This window comes from Rhizorhabdus antheiae (genome assembly GCF_049889055.1).
GTDB lineage: Bacteria > Pseudomonadota > Alphaproteobacteria > Sphingomonadales > Sphingomonadaceae > Rhizorhabdus.
This window is the reverse complement of sequence record NZ_JBLTWO010000007.1, coordinates 119,951-140,534: the sequence shown is the minus strand read 5'-3', so window position 1 is coordinate 140,534 and position 20,584 is coordinate 119,951. Positions and strand designations below refer to the sequence as shown.

Annotated in this window: 18 protein-coding genes; all 18 read left to right on the top strand. The window is 67.3% G+C overall.

Going from position 1 to position 20,584, the window contains the following annotated elements; translation table 11 throughout:
- Positions 1-32: 32 nt before the first annotated feature.
- A complete protein-coding gene (locus ACNI3R_RS14400) occupies positions 33-524 on the top strand; it encodes a division/cell wall cluster transcriptional repressor MraZ (RefSeq protein WP_426184499.1) in 492 nt (163 codons plus the stop codon).
- Positions 521-1,489, top strand: a complete 969-nt coding sequence (rsmH, locus tag ACNI3R_RS14395; RefSeq protein WP_426184497.1) for a 16S rRNA (cytosine(1402)-N(4))-methyltransferase RsmH — start codon at positions 521-523, stop codon at positions 1,487-1,489. The genes ACNI3R_RS14400 and rsmH overlap by 4 nt, the downstream gene beginning before the upstream one ends.
- Positions 1,486-2,115 carry a hypothetical protein gene (locus ACNI3R_RS14390; protein ID WP_426184495.1) on the top strand — a complete coding sequence of 210 codons (630 nt, stop codon included), beginning with the start codon at positions 1,486-1,488 and terminating at the stop codon, positions 2,113-2,115. The genes rsmH and ACNI3R_RS14390 overlap by 4 nt, the downstream gene beginning before the upstream one ends.
- The gene (locus tag ACNI3R_RS14385) at positions 2,112-3,851 is read left to right on the top strand and encodes a peptidoglycan D,D-transpeptidase FtsI family protein (RefSeq protein WP_426184493.1); all 1,740 of its coding nucleotides are present in this window, start codon (positions 2,112-2,114) and stop codon (positions 3,849-3,851) included. Before ACNI3R_RS14390 ends, ACNI3R_RS14385 begins: the two co-directional genes overlap by 4 nt.
- Positions 3,838-5,256 carry a UDP-N-acetylmuramoyl-L-alanyl-D-glutamate--2,6-diaminopimelate ligase gene (locus ACNI3R_RS14380; RefSeq protein WP_426184491.1) on the top strand — a complete coding sequence of 473 codons (1,419 nt, stop codon included), beginning with the start codon at positions 3,838-3,840 and terminating at the stop codon, positions 5,254-5,256. The genes ACNI3R_RS14385 and ACNI3R_RS14380 overlap by 14 nt, the downstream gene beginning before the upstream one ends.
- Positions 5,256-6,668, top strand: a complete 1,413-nt coding sequence (locus ACNI3R_RS14375) for a UDP-N-acetylmuramoyl-tripeptide--D-alanyl-D-alanine ligase (protein WP_426184489.1) — start codon at positions 5,256-5,258, stop codon at positions 6,666-6,668. Before ACNI3R_RS14380 ends, ACNI3R_RS14375 begins: the two co-directional genes overlap by 1 nt.
- Complete coding sequence (mraY, locus tag ACNI3R_RS14370) at positions 6,656-7,726, top strand: phospho-N-acetylmuramoyl-pentapeptide-transferase (protein WP_426184487.1); 1,071 nt, start codon at positions 6,656-6,658, stop codon at positions 7,724-7,726. Before ACNI3R_RS14375 ends, mraY begins: the two co-directional genes overlap by 13 nt.
- Positions 7,723-9,003: a UDP-N-acetylmuramoyl-L-alanine--D-glutamate ligase gene (murD, locus tag ACNI3R_RS14365; protein WP_426184485.1), complete on the top strand. Its 1,281-nt coding sequence runs from the start codon at positions 7,723-7,725 to the stop codon at positions 9,001-9,003. The genes mraY and murD overlap by 4 nt, the downstream gene beginning before the upstream one ends.
- Entirely contained in the window at positions 9,000-10,217 is a 1,218-nt protein-coding gene (locus tag ACNI3R_RS14360; protein ID WP_426184483.1) for an FtsW/RodA/SpoVE family cell cycle protein, read from the top strand. Before murD ends, ACNI3R_RS14360 begins: the two co-directional genes overlap by 4 nt.
- Entirely contained in the window at positions 10,214-11,374 is a 1,161-nt protein-coding gene (gene murG / locus ACNI3R_RS14355; RefSeq protein WP_426184481.1) for an undecaprenyldiphospho-muramoylpentapeptide beta-N-acetylglucosaminyltransferase, read from the top strand. The genes ACNI3R_RS14360 and murG overlap by 4 nt, the downstream gene beginning before the upstream one ends.
- The gene (murC, locus tag ACNI3R_RS14350; protein ID WP_426184479.1) at positions 11,371-12,792 is read left to right on the top strand and encodes a UDP-N-acetylmuramate--L-alanine ligase; all 1,422 of its coding nucleotides are present in this window, start codon (positions 11,371-11,373) and stop codon (positions 12,790-12,792) included. Before murG ends, murC begins: the two co-directional genes overlap by 4 nt.
- Positions 12,789-12,989, top strand: coding sequence for a hypothetical protein (locus ACNI3R_RS14345; RefSeq protein ID WP_426184477.1), 201 nt, complete (start codon positions 12,789-12,791; stop codon positions 12,987-12,989). The genes murC and ACNI3R_RS14345 overlap by 4 nt, the downstream gene beginning before the upstream one ends.
- Complete coding sequence (murB, locus tag ACNI3R_RS14340; RefSeq protein ID WP_426184475.1) at positions 12,986-13,906, top strand: UDP-N-acetylmuramate dehydrogenase; 921 nt, start codon at positions 12,986-12,988, stop codon at positions 13,904-13,906. The genes ACNI3R_RS14345 and murB overlap by 4 nt, the downstream gene beginning before the upstream one ends.
- A gap of 307 nt (positions 13,907-14,213) precedes the next feature.
- Positions 14,214-15,170 carry a D-alanine--D-alanine ligase gene (locus ACNI3R_RS14335; protein ID WP_426184473.1) on the top strand — a complete coding sequence of 319 codons (957 nt, stop codon included), beginning with the start codon at positions 14,214-14,216 and terminating at the stop codon, positions 15,168-15,170.
- On the top strand, positions 15,167-16,081 hold the full coding sequence (locus ACNI3R_RS14330) for a cell division protein FtsQ/DivIB (protein ID WP_426184471.1): 915 nt from the start codon (positions 15,167-15,169) through the stop codon (positions 16,079-16,081). The genes ACNI3R_RS14335 and ACNI3R_RS14330 overlap by 4 nt, the downstream gene beginning before the upstream one ends.
- 36 nt (positions 16,082-16,117) lie before the next feature.
- Positions 16,118-17,377 carry a cell division protein FtsA gene (gene ftsA, locus ACNI3R_RS14325; RefSeq protein ID WP_426184469.1) on the top strand — a complete coding sequence of 420 codons (1,260 nt, stop codon included), beginning with the start codon at positions 16,118-16,120 and terminating at the stop codon, positions 17,375-17,377.
- A 139-nt stretch (positions 17,378-17,516) separates the two neighbouring features.
- Entirely contained in the window at positions 17,517-18,980 is a 1,464-nt protein-coding gene (ftsZ, locus tag ACNI3R_RS14320; RefSeq protein ID WP_426184467.1) for a cell division protein FtsZ, read from the top strand.
- Positions 18,981-19,096: 116 nt separating this feature from the next.
- Positions 19,097-20,521 (top strand): SPOR domain-containing protein, encoded by a 1,425-nt coding sequence (locus ACNI3R_RS14315; protein ID WP_426184465.1) that lies wholly within the window; start codon positions 19,097-19,099, stop codon positions 20,519-20,521.
- Positions 20,522-20,584 lie beyond the last annotated feature (63 nt).

The window sequence follows — 20,584 nt, the reverse complement described above, 5'->3', positions numbered from 1 at the left end:
CGGCGGGTGGTGCGGTCTTCAATGACGTTCATATGAACGGCGTGGACCTGAAAGGGCGCGTTTCGCTCCCGGCTGCCTTTCGTCAGACCATCGAAATCCGTTGCGGATCGGGCAAGGTCGCCTCGGGCCTCGAAAAGACTTTGCGCATGACGCGCCATCCCACCCTTCCCTGCATCGAGGTCAGCGACGGCCTGCAGATCGCCGAGACCGAGGAGCAGATGACCGCGCATGCCGCGCGCCTGTCCGAACAGACCGGCGAATTGATGGGCGACATTCTCGACCGGCTCGAGGCCGAGGCCTTCCCGCTGATGAAGGACGTCAATTTCGACGCGGCCGGCCGGATGATCCTGCCCGAACGGCTGCGCACCAAGGCAAGCATCACCGGCGACGCCTTCTTCGTCGGTCGCGGCCGGCGCTTCCGCATCTGGAGCCCCGACGTCCTGCGCGCCACGCCCGGCGGCGAGTCGGAGGAAGTCATCGAGGAGATGGAAGAGCTCTTCGCCAAGCGGAAGGAGCGCGCATGACCGCCGCCGCTCCTCATATCCCTGTCCTTCTGGACGAGGTCATTGCTGGCCTCACCCCGCAGTCGGACGAGATTCATGTCGACGGCACCTTCGGCGCCGGCGGCTATACGCGTGCGATCCTGGCCAAAGGCGCGCAGGTCTATGCGTTCGACCGCGATCCCGATGCGATCGCCGAAGGCCAGCCGCTCGTCGATGAGGCCGATGGCCGGCTGACGCTCGTTCCCGAGCGCTTCTCGCGCATGGCCGAGGCACTGGCCGAGCGCGGCGTGGGCCAGGTCGACGGGGTGACGCTCGACATCGGCGTGTCCTCGATGCAGCTCGATCGCGCCGAACGCGGCTTTTCCTTTCAGTCGGATGGCCCGCTCGACATGCGGATGGAGCAGGACGGCATGAGCGCCGCCGACTTCGTCAACACCGCCGACGAAGCCGAGATCGCCGACGTCCTCTTCGAACTGGGCGACGAACCCCGTTCGCGTCGGGTCGCGCGAGCGATCGTCCAGGCACGTCCGTTGACGCGGACCGGCGAATTGGCGGACGTCGTGCGCCGCGCGCTGGGCCACCGTCCGCATGAGAAGAAGGATCCGGCGACCCGGACCTTCCAGGCTATCCGCATCCACCTGAACGCCGAACTCGAAGAACTCGAGCAGGGGCTTGCTGCGGCCGAGCGCGTGCTCAAGCCGGGCGGCCGGCTTGCCGTCGTTTCCTTTCATTCGATCGAGGACCGGATCGTCAAGCGCTTCCTGCGCGAGCGCAGCGGGGGCAATCCCGCCGGATCCCGTCACCTTCCAGATGCGCGCGCCGGGGGGCCGCGTCCAAGCTTCGAGGCCGTCGCCAAACCCGTCCGTGCGGGCGATGCGGAGATTGCCCGAAACCCCCGGTCCCGGTCGGCCACGCTTCGCGTCGCGCACCGGACCGAGGCCTCGCCATGGGGTCTCAGCGTAAACAAAGAAGGACGTCAGGGATGATCACGACCCGCTTCAAGGAGGTGGTCTGGACCGGAGGCATTTGTGCTGCCGCCCTGACCTTCTACATGATCTCGCAGACCGTCGCCGCAAAGCGCGCGGAGCTTGCAAGCGTCGAGCGCAAGATCGCCATGACGCAGCAGGATATCCGCGAACTGCGCACGCAGATCGATACGCGCGGCGGCCTCGCTCAGATCGAGCAGTGGAACCAGAACGTCTATGGTCTACAGGCGCCGGGCCCCGAGCAGTTCGCAACCACCTCGGTACGACTCGTAGCAATGACCCAGCCGCAGGGCCAGCCGGCGCTCCAACTCGATCCGCAGATCGTCGCCAGCCGTGGCGCGGTCAGCAAGGTCAGCTTCGACAAGATAGAGGATGCCGGCGGTGCCACTGCGCCGTCGCAGACGGCACCCGCTCCCGCTCCCGCTCCGGCTCCGGCGGTCGAACAGCCGCGCCTGCGAACGGCCAACTATGTTCAGGCCAAGGCTCCAGCGCTCGCCGACCAAGCGCCGTCGCCGGTGCATGAGGTTGCGCTACGCAAGATCAGCAAGCCGGCCAGCCTCGGGGACGACTTCCTCGAAGGGCTGAGCGACGACCGGTCCGCGCGCAGCCGCAAAGGCAAGCAATGAACGCCCCTGCGGTCGGGCTAAACCCGCCGCGCGACCGCGCCCTCGTCAAGACCGGCCAGACGGTCCAGACCGCCCACGAGCGCCTGATGGTGCTGATGATGCTGTTCGGCCTGCTGATCGGCGTCATCGCACTTCGCCTGCTGTATCTCGCCATATTCGACGGGCCGGACCGTTCGGCAGTCGCAGCGACCAGCGGACGGCGTGGCGAGATCGTCGATCGCAACGGCAAGGTACTGGCCTCGACGATCCGCGGGATCAGCCTGGCCATCCGTCCGCCGCTGGTGATCGGCGACAAGGCCCATCTCGCGACCGAGCTGGCACGCCTCTTTCCCAGCCGCACCGCCGACTATTATCTTCGCATCCTCAGCGGGCGCCGCAAATTCGTCTATCTGGAGCGCGGCGCCACCCCCGCGATGATCCGCGCGGTGCGCCTGCTGGGTGAGCCCGGCATCGAGGAAGTACCCGAGCCGAAGCGCTTCTATCCGCAGGGCACGATGGCCGCGCAGGTGATCGGCTATATGGATATCGGCGGTGTGCCCGTCAGCGGCATGGAGGCCTATCTCGACAAGCGGCTGACCAGTGCCGGCGCGAACAACCAGCCGGTCGAACTGTCGATCGACAGCCGCGTCCAGGCGGCGCTGGAAAGCGCCATCCGCAAGCAGGCCGAAAAGCATTTCGCGGTCGGTGGCGCAGGCATCGTCCTCGACGTCCACACCGGCGAAGTGATCGCCATGGCCTCGCTGCCGGTGTTCAATCCGAACGCCCCCGGTCTCATCCCCGTCGGCACCGATCCGCTGCGGCCCGACGCCCGCTATAATCGTGCGATCAGCTCGGTCTATGAACTCGGCTCAACCTTCAAGGTGCTGACGATGGCCAACGCCATCGAAAATGGGGTCATCACCGATTTCGGCCACCGCTATGACGCGACCGCCCCTCTGAAGGTCGGCGGCTTCACGATCCGCGACGACCATCCGCAGAAGCGCTGGATGTCGGTGCCCGACATTCTGATCCATTCGTCGAACATCGGTACCGCCCGCATTGCCGAGGAATTGGGGCCCGAGCGCACCCAGGCCTTCTTCCGCAAGCTCGGCTTCGACCGCGCCGCCGACCTCGAACTCGGCGCGCGCGGCAAGCCGCTCTGGCCCGGCTACTGGGCGCGGACGACCGTCATGACGGTCGCCTATGGCCATGGCATCGCCGTCAGCCAGCTGCATCTCGCCAATGCCTATGCGGCGATGGTCAACGGCGGCATCATGCGCCCCGCGACCTTGCTCAAGCTGGCGCCCGGCCAGGCTCCGAAGGGCGAGCGCGTGATCTCCGAGGAGACCAGCCGGCGGGTGCGCCAGCTGATGCGCCTCGTCGTCAAGGAAGGCACCGGGCGCGGCGCCGATATCCCCGGCCTGCGCGTCGGCGGCAAGACCGGCACTGCCGAGAAGAACCTCAATGGTCGCTATATCCACAACAGTCTGGTCACGACCTTTGCCACGGCCTTCCCGATGGACGCGCCGCGTTACGTCGTGATCGTCACGATGGACGAGCCGCAGGGCATTCCCGAGACCTATGGCTTCCGCACAGCCGCCTGGACCGCTCTTCCCGCAGTCAAGAACGTGATCGCGCGGATCGGTCCGCTGCTCGGCGTGATTCCCGACCCGAGCAAGGACATCGACGTCTCCGACCTGATGCCGTTCGTCTACAAACCCGAGAAGGAGGATGCGGGCGTCCATGCGATTGACTGACCTGATCCCCGGCGCCGCGAGCGACGAGCGCATCACCGGCTTCGCGATCGATCATCGCAAGGTGGCGCCCGGCACCGTGTTCGGCGCCTTTCGCGGAAGCCGATTCAATGGCGAGGATTATATCGCGCAGGCGGTGGAGGCCGGCGCGGTCGCGATCGTCTCCGCGCCGGGCGTCACGGTCGAGGGCGCCACGCATATCGTCGACGAAGAGCCCCGGCGGCTGTTCGCCCGGCTGGCGGCCCGCTTCTTCGCGCCCTTCCCCGACACGACGGTCGCGGTGACGGGCACGAACGGCAAGACATCGACCGTCGAACTCACCCGACAGCTGTGGCGGATGGCGGGATTTCACGCGGCATCGATCGGCACCCTCGGCGTCACCACCGCCGACGATCAGGTGTCGACCGGGCTTACCACCCCCGATATCGTCACTTTCCTTTCGAACATGGCCGGCCTTCGCAAGGAAGGCGTGACCCATGCGGCGTTCGAAGCGTCGAGCCACGGCCTGTCGCAATATCGCACCGAGGGGCTGCCGGTCCGCGCGGTCGCCTTCACCAATCTGAGCCGCGACCATCTCGATTATCATGGGACGATGGAAGCCTATTTCGCGGCGAAGCTTCGTCTGTTCGACGAGGTCGTCGATACGGACGGCGCAGCGGTGATCTGGGCCGACGACGCCTATTCGGGCGGCGTGATCGACGCCGTGAAGGCGCGTGGCGTCCGCGCAATAACGGTGGGCAGCAGTGGCGAGACGATCCGGCTGCTCGACCGGACGCCGACCGCGCTCGGCCAGACTCTGAAGCTCGAGATCGACGGCAAGACCCGCGACGTGAAGCTGCCATTGATCGGCGCCTATCAGGCGGCCAACGCGCTCGTCGCCACCGGACTGGTGATCGCCACGGGGGGTGACATAGACCGGACGCTGAGCGATCTGCAGCGCGTTGCTCCCGTCCGCGGTCGCCTCGAACGGGCGGCGCTGTCGAAGAGCGGTGCCCCGATCTATGTCGACTATGCTCATACGCCCGACGGCCTGGAGGCGGCCATCGCCGCATTGCGTCCGCACACGGCGGGCCGCCTGATCACCGTCTTCGGCGCCGGCGGCGACCGCGACACCGGCAAGCGCCCGCTGATGGGCGAGATAGCCGCACGGCTTTCCGATCTCGCCATCGTCACCGACGACAACCCCCGTTCCGAGGACCCGGCTGCCATTCGCCGCGACGTCATGGCGGGCGCGCCCGGCGCGATCGAGATCGGCGGACGGCGCGAAGCCATTGCCGAAGCCATTGCCCGCACCGCGGCCGGCGACATCGTCCTGATCGCGGGCAAGGGGCATGAGCAGGGCCAGATCGTCGGCGACCGCGTACTGCCCTTCGACGACGTCAGCGTCGCGCGGGAGTGTGCGGCCTGATGAGTGCGTCTTCCGCTCCGCTCTGGACGGCCTTCGACATCGCCGCTGCGGTCGATGGCGAGGTGCATGGCGATTTCCACGCGTCCGGCGTCGCCTTCGACTCGCGGGAGATCGGCCCGGGCGACCTCTTCATCGCCATGAGGGGCGAAACGACCGACGGCCACGCCTTTCTCGACAAAGCCTTCGCCGCCGGTGCGGCAGGCGCGATCGTGTCCGATGCCTGTGCCGGCCCGCATGTCCGCGTGGCCGATACGATGGCGGCGCTCGAAGCGCTGGGCAGCGCATCGCGGGCGCGCATGACGGGCAAGGTCATCGGCGTCACGGGTTCGGTGGGCAAGACCGGCACCAAGGAGGCGCTGTTCGCCTGCCTGGATCGTGCCTTGCGTGGCCGCGTCCATCGTTCGGTCAAGAGCTACAACAACCACACCGGCGTGCCGCTGAGCCTCGCGCGCATGCCCGCCGAGACTGCCATCGGTGTGTTCGAGATGGGCATGAACCATGCCGGCGAACTGGCCCATCTCACCCGTCTGGTCAGGCCGCATGTCGCGATCGTCACCGCCATCGCGCCCGCGCACAGCGCCTTCTTCGCCAGCGAAGCGGACATTGCCGACGCCAAGGGCGAGATATTTCAGGGGCTCGAACCGGGCGGCACCGCCATCCTGCCCCATGACAGCCCGCACCGCGACCGGCTGCGTGCTGCAGCAGAGGCCCATGCCGGCCGCATCCTGACCTTCGGCCACAGCCGTGAAGCCGATATCCGCGTGCAGGACGTGGTCACGCTGGATAGCGGCACGCTCGTCTCACTGATCCTGCCGGACGCCGAACTGACCTTCACCATCGCCCCGCCCGGCGCGCATTGGGTGTCCAATGCGATGGCGGTGATGGCCGCCGTCTGGGCGGTGGGCGGTGATCTGGCTGCGGCGGGGCTCGCCTTTGCCGATATGGAGGGGCTACCCGGACGCGGCCAGCGCAGCACCGTCGCGATCGGCGAGGGCACCGCGCTGGTGATCGACGAGAGCTACAACGCCAATCCCGGTTCGATGGCCGCGACCATCGGCATGCTCGGCCAGCAGGCGGCCGAGCGTCGGGTGGTCGTGCTGGGCGACATGCGTGAACTGGGGGCCGGATCGCCCGATTATCATGCCGCGCTGGCAGAGCCGCTACAGGCCGCCGGCGTGGGCTTCGCGCTGCTCGTCGGACAGGAGATGACGGCGCTCGCAAACGCCCTTGAGGGGCGCATCGATTTCGCGCATGTGCCCGACGCCCGCGCAGCACTCGATTCGATCGGGAGCAAGCTTGCGCCGGGCGACGCCATATTGATCAAGGGATCGAACGCGATCGGCCTCTCGCGCCTCGTCGAGCATCTGCGCTCGGGAGCGTTGGCCGGCGAAAGGACGACATGCTCTACCTGATTGCCGAACATCTCGGGTTTCCGGGCGTCCTGAACCTCATCCGGTACATCACCTTCCGGGCGGGGGCGGCCGCGCTGACCGCGCTGTTCATCGGCCTGATCATCGGCCCGCGCTTCATCGGGTGGCTGCGTGTCCGCCAGGGCAAGGGCCAGCCGATCCGCGCCGATGGCCCCCAGACGCATCTCGCCAAGGTCGGTACGCCCACCATGGGCGGGCTGATGATCCTGATCGCGGTCACCTTGTCGCTGCTGCTGTGGATGGACCTGAACAACCGCTATGTCTGGGCCTGCATCGGCGTGACCCTGGGCTTCGGCCTGATCGGGTTCATGGACGATTATGACAAGGTCAAGAAGCGCAGCACCGCCGGCATTTCGGGCAAGACCCGCCTGCTCGCCGAGTTCGTCATCGCCGGCCTCGCCAGCTGGCTGATCGTGTCGGGCAACGGCACCGAGCTGTACGTGCCCTTCTACAACGGCCCGGTGATCGACCTCGGTCCCTTATACATCCTGTTCGCCGCCTTCGTGATCGTCTCGTTCGGCAATGCGGTGAACCTGACCGACGGGCTCGACGGGCTGGCGATCATGCCGGTGGTGATCGCCAGCCTGGCGTTCTTCGTGATCGCCTATCTCGTCGGCAATGCGAAGTTCGCCCATTATCTGGGCATTCCGCACGTCCTCGGCGCGGGCGACCTGACGATCTTGACTGCGGCGATCATCGGCGGCGGGCTCGCCTTCCTCTGGTTCAACGCGCCTCCGGCCGCCGTCTTCATGGGCGATACCGGCAGCCTGGCCCTCGGCGGCGCGCTGGGCGTGATCTCGGTCGTGACCCATCATGAGATCGTGCTGGCGATCGTCGGCGGCCTGTTCGTCATGGAAACCGTGTCGGTCGTGCTGCAGGTCTTCTTCTACAAGCGCACCGGCCGCCGGATCTTCCGGATGGCGCCGATCCACCATCATTTCGAACAGCTCGGCTGGAGCGAACCGACGGTGGTGATCCGCTTCTGGATCATCTCCTTCATCCTCGCCCTCGCCGGCCTCGCGACGCTGAAGCTGCGGTGATCACGAGCCCCGCCTTCGCCGGAAAACGCTATGCGGTGCTGGGCCTCGCCCGGTCGGGCCTCGCCACTGTCGAGGCGCTGCTCGCCTCGGGTGCGCGGGTCACCGCATGGGACGGCAAGGACGAAGCTAGGGCTAAAGTGACGGGTGAGGTGACGTTCGCCGACCCGGTCGACATCGACCTGACCGGCTATGCGGGTGTCGTCGTATCTCCGGGCGTCCCGCTCAATAAACATCCGGTCGCGGGCCATGCCGCGCGGTTCGGGGTGCCCGTGATCAGCGACATCGAACTGTTCGCCCAGGCCCGCCACTCGCTGCCGCCCCACAAGGTCGTCGGCATCACCGGCACCAACGGCAAGTCGACCACCACGGCGTTGATCAAGCATATCGTCGAGACGGCGGGCGTGCCGACGCTGATGGGCGGCAATATCGGTTTGCCGATCCTGGGGCGCGATCAGCTTCCGGCGGGTGGCGTCTATGTGCTCGAACTGTCGAGCTACCAGATCGACATCACCCAGAGCCTCGACTGCGACGTCGCGGTCCTGACCAACATCACCCCCGACCATCTCGACCGCTATGACGGTTTCGACGGCTATGCGGCCTCCAAGGAACGGCTGTTCGCGATGCAGTCGTCCGAGGGCACGGCGATCATCGCGGTCGAGGATGCGCCCAGCACGGCCATCGCGTCGCGCCGGCCGGGTGTCGTCGCGGTCCGCTCGACCGACGTGAGCGGCCAGCAGGACTGGCCTGCGCTGCAGGGACCGCATAACGCGCAGAACGCCGTCATCGCCATCGCCGCCTGCCGGGCGCTCGGGATCGACGAAGAGGTGATCGCGAGCGGCCTCGCCACCTATCCCGGCCTGCCCCACCGCATGCAGCGCGTGGCCGAGAAGAAGGGCGTGCTGTTCGTCAACGACAGCAAAGCGACCAACGCGACCGCCACCGCACCCGCGCTCGGCGCCTATCCGAAGATCCACTGGATCCTCGGCGGCCTCCCCAAGACCGACGACCTAGACGACTGCGCCCCCTATTTCGACCATGTCGTGGCCGCCTACACGATCGGTCAGGCCGGCCCGATGTTCGCCCGTATCCTGCGCGAGGCCGGCAAGCCCGTGACCGAAAGCGGGACGCTGGAGCGCGCCGTCGCGGATGCCGCAGCGGCAGCTGTTCCAGGCGAGGTGGTGATGCTGTCGCCGGCCTGCGCCTCGTTCGATCAGTTCAGCGATTATGAGGCGCGCGGGGATGCTTTCCGTCGCGCGGTGGAGGGGCTTTCGCTATGAACGTCGCAGTGTCCTTCGACTCCTCCGCTGCCCCTGCGCCGCTTCCCATTCGCCGATCGCGTTTCGGCCGGGGCAAGCGCACGCCCGTCGCGCGCTGGTTCTGGGAAATCGACCGCGTCCTGCTGCTGCTCGTCACGATCCTGATCGGCGTCGGGCTGATCGCGGTCGCGGCCGCATCGCCCGCCGCAGGGGTCCGCTATTCGGGCAACGGCGTCACCGTCGCCTCTCGCTATTATTTCTGGATGCAGCTGGCCTGGACGATGATGGCGGTCCCAGTGATGCTCGTCGTCTCCGCCCTGCCCCAGAAGGCAGCCCGGCGCATGGCGCTGATCCTCGGCCTGTTCTTTCTGCTGTGCCTGGCGCTGGTCCCGGTGATCGGCAGCAGCGCGAATGGCGCAACGCGCTGGATCGCGATCGGCCCGGCCAAGTTCCAGCCGTCCGAATTCCTCAAGCCGATGTTCGCGGTCGGCATGGCCTGGCTGCTGTCACTGCGCGCGCGCAACCCCGAACTGCCCTTCGCGCTGATCTCCGTCATCCCCATGGGGCTGATCGCCGTGCTGCTGATGAAGCAGCCCGACTTCGGCCAGACGGTGATCTTCGGTGCGGTGTGGATGGTGCTGCTGATCGTCGGCGGCGCCTCGATCCGACTGATCGGGTCGTTGATCGGCGCCGGCATGGGCGCGGTCGTCACCGCCTATTTCTTCTATTCGGTCGCGACCGAGCGCATCAACAAATTCCTGTTCAAGCAGGGCGACACCTATCAGGTCGACCGCGCCCACGCGACGCTGACCAATGGCGGGCTGCTCGGCACGGGCCCCGGCGCCGGCACGCAAAAATTCACCCTGCCCGAACCGCACACCGACTATATCTTCTCGGTCATCGGCGAGGAGTTCGGGCTGATCGCCTGCATCGCCATCGCCTGCCTCTATTTCGCGATCGTGGCGCGCGTCTGCCTGCGCCTGATGCGCGAGGAAGACGACTTCCTCCTGCTCGCCTCGGCGGGCCTCGTCGCACAATTCGGTTTCCAGGCGCTGATCAACATGCTGGTCAATGTCGGCCTCGCGCCGTCCAAGGGCATGACGCTCCCCTTCATCAGCTATGGCGGCTCGTCGATGATCGCACTGTCGATCGGCTTCGGTCTGCTCCTCGCTTTCACGCGCGAAAATCCGCACCTCAAGGAAGCCACCTACACGGTGCGGTGGAGCGGTCGATGAGGGTCACGCGCCACTTCGTCCTCGCGGCCGGCGGCACCGGCGGCCATATGGTGCCGGCGCATGCGCTGGCGGCGGAACTGATGCGCCGCGGCCATCGCGTCGCCCTCGTCACCGACGAGCGCGGCGCGCGCATTCCGGGGCTGTTCGACGGCGTCCAGACGCATGTCATCCCGGCCGGCCGGCTGGGCGGCGGACTGCGCGCCATGATCAAGGCCGTGCGCGACATCCGCGCCGGCACCGCGATGGCAGGACAGCTCTACGAGACCTTCGCGCCTTCGGCGGTGATCGGCTTCGGCGGCTATCCGGCGCTGCCCGCGCTGCGCGCCGCCTTCAAGCGGCGGATCCCGACGGTGATCCACGAACAGAATGCCGTGCTCGGCCGGGTCAACCGCTTCGTCGCGGGGAAGGTCGATGCGATCGCCACCGCCTATCCCGACGTCGAGCGGCTGAAGCCGCGTTATGACGGGAAGACCGTTCTCGTCGGTAATCCGGTGCGCGACAGCGTGCGCGAAATCCGCGAACAGCCCTTTCCCGAACTGGGGCCCGACAGCATCTTCCGGCTGCTCGTGACCGGCGGCAGCCAGGGCGCATCGATCCTGTCGGACGTCGTACCCGACGGGCTCGCGCTGCTACCGCAGGGATTCCGTCGTCGCCTGCAGGTCACCCAGCAATGCCGTCCCGAGGACATCGAGTCGGTCCGCAGCAAATATAAGGTGCTAGGCATCCCGGCCGATCTTGCCACCTATTTCACCGATCTGCCGGAGCGGCTCGGCTGGGCGCATCTCGTCATCGCCCGCGCGGGCGCGTCGACCATCGCCGACATCAGTGTCGCCGGTCGGCCCGCCATCCTGATCCCGCTGCCCTCGGCAGCCGACGACCACCAGACCGCCAATGCGCGCGAACTGGCGCAGGTCGGCGGCGCCCGCGCGATCCGGCAGGCGAACTTCACGCCGCAGGAACTGGCGAAGCAGATGCAGAAGCTTGCCCTCGATCCGCAGGCCCTGATCAACGCCGCGCGTCGCGCGCACGGTGTGGGCCGTCCGAACGCGGCCGAAGATCTGGCCGACCTCGTCGAACGGATCGGACCCGAGCCGATCGTCGATCCCATCCCCGTGGAAAAACTGGAACTCCGTCCGTTGAAAGGCGCATTTGCATGAAGGGTGTCGCAACCGACATCGGCACCATCCATTTCATCGGCATCGGCGGCATCGGCATGTCCGGTATCGCCGAGGTGATGCACAATCTCGGCTATAAGGTGCAGGGTTCGGACGTCTCCGAAAGCTACGTCGTCGAGGGGCTGCGCAAGCGCGGCATCGCGGTGATGATCGGTCACAAGGCCGAGAATCTCGGCAACGCCGCCGTGGTCGTGACCTCGACCGCGATCAAGCGCGGCAATCCGGAGGTGGAGCTGGCGCTGGAAAAGCGCATCCCCGTCGTCCGTCGCGCCGAGATGCTCGCCGAACTGATGCGGCTGAAGTCGACCGTCGCGATCGCCGGCACCCATGGCAAGACGACCACCACCTCGATGGTCGCGGCCCTGCTCGACGCCGGCGGGGTCGACCCGACCGTCATCAACGGCGGCATCATCAACAGCTATGGCTCCAACGCGCGCCTGGGCGCATCCGACTGGATGGTCGTCGAAGCCGACGAGAGCGACGGTAGTTTCCTGCGGCTCGACGGCACCATCGCGGTGGTGACCAACATCGATCCCGAGCATCTCGACCATTATGGGTCGTTCGACAAGGTGAAGGACTGCTTCGTCGAGTTCGTCGAAAATGTCCCCTTCTACGGCGCCGCGCTGCTGTGCATCGACCATCCCGAGGTCCAGGCGATCATCCCGCGCGTCCGCGACCGCAAGGTCGTGACCTATGGCTTCTCGGCACAGGCCGACGTGCGCGGCGACAATGTCACGCCGATCCCCGGCGGCAACCGCTTCGACGTCGTGATCCGCAACCGCGACGGCGACACGCGGCGGATCGAGGGCGTCACCCTGCCGATGCCCGGCCGGCACAATGTCCAGAACGCGCTGGCGGCAATCGGCGTCGCGCTGGAAATGAACATCCCCGACGATGTCATCGCCAACGGCTTCGCCAAGTTCGGCGGGGTCAAGCGGCGCTTCACCAAGGTCGGCGAGGTGCCGGTCGGCGATGGCGTTGCGACGATCATCGACGATTATGGCCACCACCCGGTCGAGATCCGCGCGGTGCTCGCCGCCGCACGCGAGGGCGCGCGGTCGCGCGTGATCGCGGTCGTCCAGCCGCACCGCTTCACCCGTCTGCGTGACCTGATGGTCGAGTTCCAGACCGCGTTCAACGATGCCGACACCGTCTATGTGGCGCCGGTCTATGCGGCGGGCGAGGCCCCGATCGAGGGCGTCGACGCCGATGCACTGGTATCCGGGCTGAAGCAGCGCGGGCACCGCTCGGCGCAGACGGTGGCGGGTCCGGAGGCGCTGGCCAAGGTGCTGGCTGCGACGATCGGAGCGGACGACATGGTGATCTGCCTGGGCGCAGGTGATATCACGAAATGGGCGGCGGGGCTTTCGGAGGCGATTGCCAGGGAGAAGGCAGCATGACCGATTTCTTCGGGCCGTGGAAAATGATCCAGGACCAGGCGCTGCACATGCAGAAGACCGCCGTCGACGCGGCGTTCAAGGCGATGGGCAGCGGCGAGCATTTCGACAACGCAGCCAAGGCGGCCAAGGATTTGGCCGACATGCAGGTCCAGGCGTGGGAACGCTGGATGGCGATGTGGGGCGTGGACAAGACGTGACCGATGGAGCGGTAGCCAGCGCTGCGTCCTCGTCCCTGCCGCCGGTGCGCGGCAGGCTGACGGCCGGCGCGCCGCTGGCGCCGCTCCTCTGGTTCAAGAGCGGCGGTGCGGCCGAATGGCTGTTCGAGCCGGCCGATGTCGACGATCTCGCCATGTTTTTGGGCGCGCTCGATCCGGCGGTGCCGGTGATGGGCCTCGGTCTCGGATCCAACATGATCGTCCGCGACGGCGGCGTTCCCGGTGTGGTCGTCCGCCTGGGCAAGCCCTTCGCGAAGGTCGAGCGCCTCGATAGCGAGACGCTCCGCTGCGGCGGTGGGGCGAGCGGTATCCTCGTCTCTTCGGCAGCGCGCGACGCGGGTATCGCCGGCATCGAGTTCCTGCGGTCGATCCCCGGCACGGTGGGCGGCTTCGTCCGCATGAACGGCGGCGCCTATGGCCGCGAGGTCAAGGACGTGCTGGTCGAGGCCGACATCGTCCTGCGCTCGGGCGAGCGGCGCACCCTGGGTCTGGCCGATCTCGGCTACACCTATCGCCACAGCGAACTGCCCGACGGTGCCATCGTCGTCGGCGCCACCTTTCGCGGCCAGCCCGGCGAACCGGCGGCGATCCAGGCCGAAATGGACCGCATCGCCGCCGAGCGCGAAGCCAGCCAGCCGCTGCGCAGCCGCACCGGCGGCTCGACCTTCAAGAATCCGGCCGGACACAAGGCCTGGCAGCTGATCGACGAAGCCGGCTGCCGCGGCCTGCGGCGTGGCGACGCGCAGGTCAGCGAGAAGCATTGCAATTTCCTGCTCAACCTCGGCGAGGCCAGCTCGGCTGACATCGAGGCGCTGGGCGAAGAGGTAAGGACCAAGGTGAAGGCGAAGACGGGCGTGACCCTGGAATGGGAAATCCAGCGCGTGGGGGTGGCTCAGTGATGGCCCACCGCAAGATCCTCCCCGGCACGGGGAGGGGGACCAGCCGCAGGCTGGTGGAGGGGCGCCGCGCCAGCGGCGGAACCCTTCTCGCCCGCACCGCCTTCCCCTCCACCACGATGCGCGCGGTCCCCCTCCCCGTTCCGGGGAGGAACTGTATGACATGTGACTCTCCCCTCATTGTGCCGCCCACCGGCAGCGGATCGGCCAACATGTTCCTCCCCGGCACGGGGAGGGGGACCAGCCGCAGGCTGGTGGAGGGGCGCCGCGCCAGCGGCGGAACCCTTCCCAGCATGGGAAGGAACGGGCTGTGACGCATGCGCCTCTCCACATCGCCGTGCTGATGGGCGGCTGGTCGGCCGAGCGCGAGGTGTCGCTGACCTCGGGCAATGGCGTCGCCGATGCGCTTGAAAGCCTCGGGCACAAGGTGACGCGGATCGACATGGACCGCGATGTCGCCGCGCGGCTGGCGGCGGCTAAGCCCGACGTGGTCTTCAATGCGCTGCATGGCACGCCAGGCGAGGACGGCACGATACAGGGCATGATGGACCTGATGGGGCTGACCTATACCCATTCCGGCCTCACCACCTCGGTGATCGCGATCGACAAGGAACTGACCAAGCAGCAGCTGGTCCCCGCCGGCATCCGCATGCCCGAGGGCCGGATCGTCGAGAGCGCGAGCCTGCACGAGGGAGATCCCCTGCCCCGCCCCTATGTGCTCAAGCCCGTCAACGAGGGATCGTCGGTCGGCGTCGCGATCATAAAAGATCGTGACAATCACGGGTCGCCGATTCATCGTGATGCCCATGGCCCCTGGCAGACCTTCAAGACATTGCTCGCCGAGCCCTTCATCCGGGGGCGCGAATTGACCGTGGCGGTGCTCGGCGATCGCGCGCTGTGCGTCACCGAGCTGGTCCCGACCAGCGGCTTCTATGACTATGAGGCCAAATATACCGACGGCCTGACGACGCATGTCTGTCCGGCGAACATCCCGCAGGACATCGCCGACGAAGCCATGCGCATGGCGCTCGACGCGCACCGCGTGCTGGGATGCCGGGGTACGTCACGCTCCGACTTCCGCTGGGATGACGAACAGGGCATCGAGGGCCTCTATCTGCTTGAGGTCAACACCCAGCCGGGCATGACCCCGCTCAGCCTCGTCCCCGAACAGGCGAAGCAGACGGGCATGACCTATGCCGATCTTGTCCAGGCGATCGTCGACGAGGCGCTGGCAGACAAGAAGGCAAAGGAAGGACAGCAGGGATGAAGGCCGCGCGCGCGCGTTCCGCCGACCGCCGACCGCGCGCCAGCGCGCCGGCCCGTCGCGCGCCCACGCGCCGCAGCGCCTCGACCCTCGACAAGGCCGTCGATCAGCTGCCGATCTCGCGCGACGCGCTCCGCAAGACCGGGAACTGGACGCTCGGCATCGCCGTCACCGGCGGGGTTATAGCCGGCCTGATCGCCATGGGCCTGCCGCAGATGATCGGCCTGATGATCGCCGACGGCATCGGCAGCGCGGGCTTCAAAGTCCGCAATGTCGAGATATTGAATCGCCGTCAGGTCGACAGCGCCGTCGTCTACGACATCGCCATGCGGCAACAGGCACGACCCATGCCTCTGGTCGATCTGGACGGCACGCGCGCCGAACTGATGAAGCTCGGCTGGATTTCGGACGCTCGGGTATCGCGGCGCCTGCCCGACACGCTGGTCGTCGACATCGTCGAGCGCGTGCCGACCGCGATCTGGCAATATCAGCACCGGCTGGCACTGATCGACAAGGACGGGGTCGTGATCGGCCCGGTCGACGACCGCGCCATGCCCGATCTGCCTGTCGTCGTCGGGCCCGGCGCAAACCGCCGTGCCAGCGCGCTCGCGGCGCTGATGGCGAATGCCCCGTCGCTCAGGCCGCTGGTCACGGCGGCGAGCTGGCAGGGCGACCGGCGCTGGGACATCATCTTTCAGTCGGGCGAAAAGCTGCTGCTGCCCGAAGGCGATGCGGAGGCGGCCAAGGCGCTGGTCTTCTTTGCACAGGAAGACCGCCGCGCCGGCCTTCTCGGCAAGGGCCTCGTTTCGATCGACATGCGTGATCCATCGCGGATGGTCGCGCGCGTATCGCGCGAGCCCGGCAGCCGCATCGAGCCGCCGGCGGCACAGCTCAGCCCGAAGTCGACGACATGAGGGCTGGCAATGGCAATTTGGGGAAAGGGAGCAGCGATGGCGCAGCCGCGCAATGACGGTCTGATCACGGCGATCGATATCGGTTCGTCGAAGGTCTCTGCCCTGATCGCGCGACCCAACGAGGCCGGCGAGCTCGAGGTGCTGGGCAGCGGCCAGCGCGAAAGCCGGGGCGTGCGCCGCGGCTATATCGCCGACATGGAAGCGACCGAGTCCGCGATCCGCGAGGCGGTCGAGCAGGCCGAGACGATCGCCCGCACCAATATCGACCATGTCTGGGTCAGCTTTTCGGCCGGCGGTCTCGTCAGCGACGTGGCGCAGGTCGAGGTGGACCTCGGCGGCGTCCAGATCGAGCAGCCGGACATCGACGAACTGCTCCGCCAGGGCCGGCAGTCGCTCAACCCGCAGGGCCGCATGGTCCTCCACGCGCAACCGACGCTCTACACGCTCGACGGCCTGAACGGCGTCAAGAACCCGCTCGGTCTTCACGCCGACAAGCTGGGGGTGGAGATCCACGTCATCGCAGCCGAGCCCTCGCCCGTCCGCAATCTCGCTCTGTGCGTCCGCTCGGCGCATCTGGGCGTCAAGTCGATCGTCGCCTCGCCGATCGCGACCGGTGCATCCTGCCTGTCCAACGAAGACCGCGAGATGGGCATCGCGCTCGTCGAGATGGGTGCGGGGGTCACCAACGTGTCGCTGTTCGCGGGCGGGCTGCTGGTGGGCCTGACCTCGCTGCCGATGGGCTGCGCCGACATCACCGACGACATCGCCTCGGCCTTCAACATCCGCCGCGCGCAGGCCGAACGGCTGAAATGCGTCCATGGTTCGGCGCAGAACAGCCCGCGCGACAACCATGAAATGCTCGAAATCGGTTCGCCCGAGGAAGCCGCCGACGGCATCGACCCACCGCGCATCAGTCGGGCGCAATTGATCCAGGTGATCCGCCTGCGCCTCGACCACTGGATGGACGCGGTCGCCAAGGCACTGTCGGACCTCGGCTATGTCGGCCCGGTCGGCCGGCAGGTCGTCCTGACCGGCGGAGGCGCGGAACTTCGCGGTATCGCCGACTATGCCCAGGGCGTATTGGGCCGCAGTGTCCGGATTGGTCGTCCCCGCACTCTTTCGGGCCTGCCCGACGCGCATAGCGGGCCGGCCTTCGCCACGCTGGTCGGTCTCGCCCAGGTCGCCGCCGACAATCCGGCCGAACTTCGTCCCTTCGTGGCCGAACAGACGGTCCACCGGCCGCAGCCGATGGGACTCGTCGGCAAGCTGATGGCAGCGATCAAGAGCGGCTATTGAGACGGAGTACCGCCACCACAGCTCGGTTAACCCCGAAAAATGTGGATAGGACAACTTTTCGCGTGATTCGGCGAATCGCGTCTGGCAAGATTCGGCCCATCCGGTGCTTCGGCGGGCAGGGCCGCAAGGGAGATTATCTATGACGATCGAGTTCATGCGTCCGCAGGTCGACGAGCTGAAACCCCGCATCAGCGTTATCGGGGTCGGCGGCGCGGGCGGGAACGCGGTCGCGAACATGATCCAGGCCGACGTCCAGGGCGTCGACTTCATCGTCACCAACACCGACGCGCAGGCGCTCAACGCCTCCCCGGCCGAGCGTCGCATCCAGCTCGGCCTGAAGATCACGCAGGGCCTCGGCGCCGGAAGCCGTCCCGAAATCGGACGGGCCGCCGCCGAAGAGACGCTCGATCAGGTCGAAAAGGCCCTCGAAGGCTCGCACATGTGCTTCATCGCCGCCGGCATGGGCGGTGGCACCGGGACCGGCGCGGCACCCGTGATCGCCAAGGCAGCGCGCGACCGCGGCATCCTGACCGTCGGCGTCGTCACCAAGCCGTTCAGCTTCGAAGGCAATCGTCGCATGCGCTCGGCCGAGGCCGGCATCGAGGAACTGCAGAAGCACGTCGACACGCTGATCGTGATCCCGAACCAGAACCTCTTCCTGATCGCCAATCCGAACACGACCTTCAAGGAAGCGTTCCAGATGGCCGATCAGGTCCTCCAGCAGGGCGTGCGTGGCATCACCGATCTGATGGTCATGCCCGGCCTCATCAACCTCGACTTCGCCGATGTCCGCTCGGTGATGAGCGAGATGGGCAAGGCGATGATGGGCACCGGCGAAGCGACCGGCGACAATCGCGCGATCGAGGCCGCCGAAAAGGCGATCGCCAACCCGCTGCTCGACGGCGTCAGCCTGAACGGTGCCAAGGGCGTCATCGTGTCGATCACCGGCGGCGACGACATGCGCCTGCTCGAAGTCGACGAGGCCGCCAACCACATCCGCCAGCTGGTCGACCAGGACGCGAACATCATCTGGGGTTCGGCCTTCAACAACGAACTGGAAGGCCGCATCCGCGTGTCGGTCGTCGCGACCGGCATCGAGGTCGACGCCGCGACGATGCCCGAGCCGTCGAAGAGCTTCAGCTTCCCGCCGCGCACCCCGGCGCGCGAAGAAAAGTCGGTCGTCGTGCCGCAGGCCGCCGCGCCTGTCGCGGTAGCGCCCGAACCGACTGCAGCCGCGACGCCGGCCCCGCAAGCCGAGGCTGCACCGCACAGCACGGCGGCTGCTCCCGCAGAAGAAAAGCTCGTTCTCGAGGCTCCCGAAGGTCCGGCCGAGACGCTCGAACTGACGAGCCTGTTCAATGACGAACTGCTACTTCAGCCCGAAGCATCCGTTCCCGCCCCGGCGCCGGAAGCGAGCGAGGAAGAAGCCGGAAACCGCTGGGCCGCCGAACCCGAGCCCGCCCGCCGTCCCTCTTCGACGGGCGCAACGCTGTTCGAGCGCATGTCCAACATCGCACGCGGCGCGGCCAAGGCGCAGGTCGATACGGAAGAACCGGGCAATGGCGCCGTCCCGCGCTTCCTGAACCGTCAGAGCAACCAGTAAGCGGCTGATCGGACGGGTGTTCGCGGCCGACCGCCGCGAACACCGCCCGGTCCGGCGACAATGGCTGGAATCGTCTTGCGGTCCGCCGCATTGCTATGGTTAAGCATGGCGGCATCATGAAGAAGATATATCATCTCTTGGGGGGCTGGTCGCTGCTGGTGGCCGTGGGCGCCGCCGTGCCGCTTTGGGCGCAGTCGCTCGACGATATGTCCGAGGAGACCGTCGTTACCGATCCCGTCGCCAGCGCGCGCGATGCGATGGCCCGGGGCGACCCCGCCGAGGCGCTGGCCCGCTACCTGCGCGTTCTGGCGCGCGATCCGGGCGACTTGGAAGCGCTGACCGGCGCGGGCACCGCCGCCCTCGCCGTCGGCGACGCCGATGCGGCAATCAACTTCTTCGTCCGGGCCGAGAAAATCTCCCCGCGCGATGGTCGGGTCAAGGCGGGCCTCGGTTCGGCCCTTATCCAGAAGGAACAGCCGCGCGCGGCGCTCCGCCTGTTCGACAGCGCGGTCGATCTGGGCATTCCAGCGGTCGACGTCGCACTCGACCGCGGCCTTGCTTATGATCTGCGCGGCGACAACCGCAAGGCACAGGCCGATTATGCGCTGGTCATGCGGACCAAGCAGGACCCCGAGGCAATCCGGCGACTCGCGCTGTCGATGGCGATGAGTGGCGACAAGGCCAATGCGCTGACCATCCTCGATCCGCTTCTGCGCAAGAAGGACATCGCCGCCTGGCGCGCGCGGGCCTTCGTGCTGGCGATGACGGGCGATACGATCGGCGCGGAGGCGGCGGCCAACGCGGTTCTGCCGCGCTTTCAGGCCGATGCGCTCAAGCCCTTCCTGGCACGCCTCGCATCGCTCAAGCCGGCCGAGAAGGCCGCCGCCGTGCATTTCGGCCATTTCCCCGAAGACAAGGTGCCGATGCAGCTTGCCGAGGCGCGGCCCGCGCCGTCCTCCAAGGAAGTAGCTGCCCCGGCGCCCGCCCCGTCTTCGAGCGCCAGCGCCACCCCCGCGCAGCGCCCGCAGTTCGATCGCAGCGGCCGACTGGTCAACCGCAGCGATAGCAGCCAGCGTAGCGCCGCCGCCACGACGGCCACCGCGCCTGAGCCTGCTGTGGGTCTGTCTGCAGTCGAAGAGGCCGAACAGAAGGTCGCCGATCAGCGCAGTCTGGCGCAGGATCGCCGCGCCGCCCAGAAGCGGGCCGCCGCAGAAAAGGCGGAGGCCGAGAAGAAGGCCAAGGCCCGCGAGGAAGCCAAGGCGAAGAAGTCCAATCCTGAACGCTATTGGGTGCAGATCGCCAGCGGCGCCTACAAGCCCGACCTCGACAAGGAATGGGACAAGCAGAAGAAAGCGCATGCCAGGCTACTGTCGGGCCGTTCGCCCTGGACCACGCCCTACAAGGCGACCAACCGGCTGCTGATCGGTCCGTTCGCCAGCAAGGGCGCCGCCCAGGATTATGTGAACGAGGCGCGGACCGGGGGATTGAGCTGCTTCCCCGTGACGACCTCTGCCGGGCAGAAGGTCGAGCGGATCAACTGATCCATCCCGACGGCCGTGCAACGGTCCTGTCATAAAAGGGTAACGGCAAGGCCGCATTAGCGA

What these genes read in the sequence shown, in the direction of transcription:
- ACNI3R_RS14400 (WP_426184499.1), top strand. Translation starts at nt 33, where the DNA reads ATGAACGGCGTGGACCTGAAAGGGCGCGTTTCGCTCCCGGCTGCCTTT.
- rsmH (WP_426184497.1), top strand. Translation starts at nt 521, where the DNA reads ATGACCGCCGCCGCTCCTCATATCCCTGTCCTTCTGGACGAGGTCATT.
- ACNI3R_RS14390 (WP_426184495.1), top strand. Translation starts at nt 1,486, where the DNA reads ATGATCACGACCCGCTTCAAGGAGGTGGTCTGGACCGGAGGCATTTGT.
- ACNI3R_RS14385 (WP_426184493.1), top strand. Translation starts at nt 2,112, where the DNA reads ATGAACGCCCCTGCGGTCGGGCTAAACCCGCCGCGCGACCGCGCCCTC.
- ACNI3R_RS14380 (WP_426184491.1), top strand. Translation starts at nt 3,838, where the DNA reads ATGCGATTGACTGACCTGATCCCCGGCGCCGCGAGCGACGAGCGCATC.
- ACNI3R_RS14375 (WP_426184489.1), top strand. Translation starts at nt 5,256, where the DNA reads ATGAGTGCGTCTTCCGCTCCGCTCTGGACGGCCTTCGACATCGCCGCT.
- mraY (WP_426184487.1), top strand. Translation starts at nt 6,656, where the DNA reads ATGCTCTACCTGATTGCCGAACATCTCGGGTTTCCGGGCGTCCTGAAC.
- ACNI3R_RS14360 (WP_426184483.1), top strand. Translation starts at nt 9,000, where the DNA reads ATGAACGTCGCAGTGTCCTTCGACTCCTCCGCTGCCCCTGCGCCGCTT.
- murG (WP_426184481.1), top strand. Translation starts at nt 10,214, where the DNA reads ATGAGGGTCACGCGCCACTTCGTCCTCGCGGCCGGCGGCACCGGCGGC.
- murC (WP_426184479.1), top strand. Translation starts at nt 11,371, where the DNA reads ATGAAGGGTGTCGCAACCGACATCGGCACCATCCATTTCATCGGCATC.
- ACNI3R_RS14345 (WP_426184477.1), top strand. Translation starts at nt 12,789, where the DNA reads ATGACCGATTTCTTCGGGCCGTGGAAAATGATCCAGGACCAGGCGCTG.
- ACNI3R_RS14330 (WP_426184471.1), top strand. Translation starts at nt 15,167, where the DNA reads ATGAAGGCCGCGCGCGCGCGTTCCGCCGACCGCCGACCGCGCGCCAGC.
- ftsA (WP_426184469.1), top strand. Translation starts at nt 16,118, where the DNA reads ATGGCGCAGCCGCGCAATGACGGTCTGATCACGGCGATCGATATCGGT.
- ftsZ (WP_426184467.1), top strand. Translation starts at nt 17,517, where the DNA reads ATGACGATCGAGTTCATGCGTCCGCAGGTCGACGAGCTGAAACCCCGC.
- ACNI3R_RS14315 (WP_426184465.1), top strand. Translation starts at nt 19,097, where the DNA reads ATGAAGAAGATATATCATCTCTTGGGGGGCTGGTCGCTGCTGGTGGCC.